This window comes from Flavobacterium sp., assembly GCF_044361065.1.
In the GTDB taxonomy this organism is placed as follows: Bacteria; Bacteroidota; Bacteroidia; order Flavobacteriales; family Flavobacteriaceae; genus Flavobacterium.
In genome coordinates this window covers 1-3,817 of the sequence record NZ_JBIKJI010000179.1, presented here as the reverse complement: position 1 = coordinate 3,817, position 3,817 = coordinate 1, and the positions used below count along the sequence as shown (strand labels likewise).

Genomic DNA, 3,817 nt, shown 5'->3' with positions numbered 1-3,817 from the left:
ACATTTGTTCTAAAAGAGACCAACACGAGAAAGCTATTGAACATTTAAGAATTGCGCTTCGATACACAGATGATGAAGCAGATGTGTATTCTATGATTGGTATGGAATATTTATTTATGGATAATTTAGAGTTGGCCAAAGAAAACTTTATTTTATGTTTAGACAATGACGAAGAAGATTATTCTGCACTTTACAATGTGGTGTATTGTTTTGATTTCTTAGACCAAAATCAGGAAGCAATAGTATATTTAGAAAATTTTATCGAGAAAAACCCATATAGCGAAGTGGCTTGGCACCAGTTAGGGCGCCAATTTTATGCAATTAAAAATTACGAAAAAGCCGTTTGGGCTTTTGATTATGCTTGTCTTATTGATGAAGGTTTTTTAGGCGCGTTTTTAGAAAAAGCAAAATCATTAGAAAAACTTCAGCACTATCAAGAAGCCATAGATTGTTATTTAGTAACTATTGAATTAGATGATCCTACTTCATTTGCCTATTTGCGTATTGGAAAATGCTATGAAAAACTTGGAAATTCAGAACAAGCTTTAAATTTTTACTTAAAAACCGTTCACGAAGATCCTTTATTGGATAAGGCTTGGTTAGCTATAACTGATTTTTACATTAAACAAAAAGATTTCCAAAAATCATTATATTACATCAATAAAGCAATTGGAATTGATGGTGAAAATCCACTTTATTGGAGACGATATGCTACGATAAATCAATATCTAAATTTCTTTGAAGAGGCAGAAGAAGGTTACAGAAAAGCATTTGAAAACGGCGATGTAGAATTAGATAATTTTCTTTTTTGGAGTGATGTTTTATATGTTTTAGGCGAAGTAAATGCTGCCTTCGAAATCTTGAATCAAGCCAAAGAATTGTATCCAAATGAAGCTGAGATTTTATATCGTTTAGTAGGTTTGTTCTATAACATTGAGGAGGAAACTAACGCTATCGAAGCATTAGAAACGGCTTTAACAACCGATTTTAACAAAAATTATATATTAAAAGATGCCTTCCCACACGTTTGGGAATGCGAAACTGTACAAAATAGTATTAAAAAACATACACTATAAGCCAATCTATGGAAATTATCGACTTTTTATTGCATTTTTTGAAAGATCCTTTAACCGTAATTACCCAACTAATTGACCAATACAATACACTAATTTATTTTATATTATTTTTAGTAGTTTTTGTGGAAACTGGATTTGTTGTAATGCCATTATTACCAGGAGATTCGATGCTTTTTGCCATTGGTGTCATTGCTGCAACTACCGGAAAATTAAGTTTAGTGATTATTATTCCTTTGTTAATTTTAGCTGCGTTACTTGGTGACAATTTAAACTATTTTGTAGGGCATAAATTTGGAGAATTCATAAAAGAAAAAAAGAAAATTCTATTTCTTAAAAGAGAATATATTGAAAAAACAGAAGATTTCTTCGAAAAAAATGGTGGTAAAGCAGTGATAATGGCTCGTTTTGTGCCTATTGTAAGAACTATTGCACCCTTTGTGGCCGGAGCTGGAAGTATGAAATATAGAAATTACATTCTGAATTGTATTTTAGGCGCTGTACTTTGGGTAGCAGGAATTACACTTTTAGGTTATTTTTTAGGACAATTTGAGGTGGTAAAAAACAATTTTGAAAAATTAGTTTTAGGTATTGTTTTGGTTTCAGTATTGCCTATTTTCATTAAAATATTCAAATCCAAATTTAACAAAGCATAACGGAAATGAAGCATAAATCACAAAAGAAACAGCGCAAGTTTGGACTTATTGGTAAAAACATAAGTTATTCTTTTTCTAAAAAATACTTCTCCGAGAAATTCATAAATAATCATTTTCACAACTGTGAATATGAAAATTACGATATTGAAAATATTAAAGAAATTACTGAAATTATAAATAAAACCAAAGGTTTAGTTGGGCTAAACGTAACTATACCTTACAAAGAATGTATTCTTCCGTTTTTAGATAAAATTTCAAAAAACGCAAAAAAAATAGGCGCTGTAAATTGCATTTCTATTTCTAAAAATAAAAAAATAAAAGGATACAATACCGATTTTTATGGGTTTAAAAAATCATTAAAACCTTTATTGAAAAACCATCACAAAAAAGCATTGATTTTAGGAACAGGTGGCGCCAGTAAAGCGGTAGCTTTCGCTTTAAAAAAACTAAATATCGAATTTGATTTTGTATCTCGAAATCCATCAGAATACGAAATCGGATACAACGAAATTAATGCGGCTATTTTTAATGAATATCAAATAATTATAAATACTACTCCATTAGGCACATTCCCAAATATTTCAGAATTTCCAAAATTAGATTATGCCTTATTTACATCAAAACATATTGCTTTTGATTTGGTGTATAATCCTGAAGAATCCACTTACTTAAAAAAAGCAAGAAAAGCTGGTGCAATTACAAAAAATGGACAAGAAATGCTTATAAATCAGGCTGAAAAAGCTTGGTTAATATGGAACAAATAACAACTAATGTGATATTTTAGTACAATTTCTTTGAATTTCCCACCTCTTTTGGTATCTTCGAGCCCTTAACTTAAGCATTAAAACATGTTAGAAGAATTGAATGATAACCTGCAACAAGCAGATGGACAAGAAGAAACAACTTCAATTGAAAACCAAACTCCTATTTCAGAAGAAACTGAATTAGAAAGTCAAGTTTTGGAAGTAACTGAAAATGAAACGATTTCGGATAAATCAGAAGAAGAAACAACCGTTTCCGTACAAGATGAAATAGACAATCATTTGGCTGAATCAAGTGAAGAAGGTTCTATTGATACCGATTTAGAAATTGAAGTTAGAGATTACGAAAAACTTACTTTAGAAGAATTAGTCGATGAATTGGCTACTCTTGTAGGCCATGAAAAAGCCTTAGTTTTTAAAAATCAAATTGAAGATGTTAAAAAAGCATTCTTAAATCAATTTCACCAATTACTTGAAGAAAAAAGAGTTGCCTTTTTTGCTGAAAATGAAACTTCTACAGAATTTGAATATCATTCTCCAATAAAAGTAAAATTTGATCAATTATTAGACACATATCGTAATAAAAAAACGGCAAATTTTAAAAATATTGAGAATCAATTAAAAAATAATTTAACAGAGAAAACAGCTTTAATTGAAGAATTAAAAGCATTGATTGCTAGTAATGATTCTAATATTTCAGAAATGTTTAAAAAATTCAACGACATTAGAGAGCGTTGGAAAAACTCTGGAGCTATACCAAAAGACAAATATAATTTAGTTTGGAATAATTTTCATTTTCATGTAGATAGATTTTACGAAATTGTTCATTTAGATAGAGAAATTAGAGATGCTGATTTTAAAAACAATTTAGAGCAGAAGTTAGAAATTATTGCCAAAGCAAAACTTTTAGTAGAATTGCCAGATGTTACTAAATCTTTCAGAGAATTACAATTATTACACCGTGTTTGGAAAGAAGAAATTGGACCCGTAGACAAAGAAAATAGAGAAAAAATTTGGCAAGAGTTTAGTGAAATTACTAAAATTCTTCATGATAAACGCGAAGCATTAGCGTCTCAATTTAAAGAAAAAGAGCAAGAAAATTTAACTCGAAAAAACGAAATTATTGCTGAAGTAAATACATTAAGTACAGAAAAAGTAAATAATCACGGTGAGTGGCAAAATCAAATTGTAAAATTAGAAGCGTTACGCGATGCATTCTTTAAAGCAGGACGTGTGCCAGCAGAAGCTACAGAAGTTACTTGGAGTAATTTTAAAAATGCTGTTCGTGCATTTAATGCTACGAAAAATTCATTTTATAAAGATATAA

At 29.6% G+C, this 3,817-nt stretch carries 4 protein-coding genes; all 4 read left to right on the top strand.

All coding sequences use genetic code 11. From position 1 onward, the window contains the following. Nucleotides 1–1,076: tetratricopeptide repeat protein (locus tag ACIQ11_RS09470; RefSeq protein ID WP_396154377.1), on the top strand; the 1,076-nt coding region annotated here is incomplete at its 5' end. Between the two features lie 8 nt (nucleotides 1,077–1,084). After that, entirely contained in the window at nucleotides 1,085–1,729 is a 645-nt protein-coding gene (locus ACIQ11_RS09465) for a VTT domain-containing protein (protein WP_396154376.1), read from the top strand. Nucleotides 1,730–1,734: 5 nt separating this feature from the next. Beyond that, nucleotides 1,735–2,493 carry a shikimate dehydrogenase family protein gene (locus ACIQ11_RS09460; protein WP_396154375.1) on the top strand — a complete coding sequence of 253 codons (759 nt, stop codon included), beginning with the start codon at nucleotides 1,735–1,737 and terminating at the stop codon, nucleotides 2,491–2,493. Between the two features lie 84 nt (nucleotides 2,494–2,577). Beyond that, nucleotides 2,578–3,817, top strand: a 1,240-nt coding sequence (locus tag ACIQ11_RS09455; protein ID WP_396154374.1) for a DUF349 domain-containing protein, incomplete at its 3' end; no start/stop codon positions are given.

Bases quoted from the DNA above. Each gene is read 5' to 3' on its own strand.
- ACIQ11_RS09465 (WP_396154376.1), top strand. From the start codon at position 1,085: ATGGAAATTATCGACTTTTTATTGCATTTTTTGAAAGATCCTTTAACC.
- ACIQ11_RS09460 (WP_396154375.1), top strand. From the start codon at position 1,735: ATGAAGCATAAATCACAAAAGAAACAGCGCAAGTTTGGACTTATTGGT.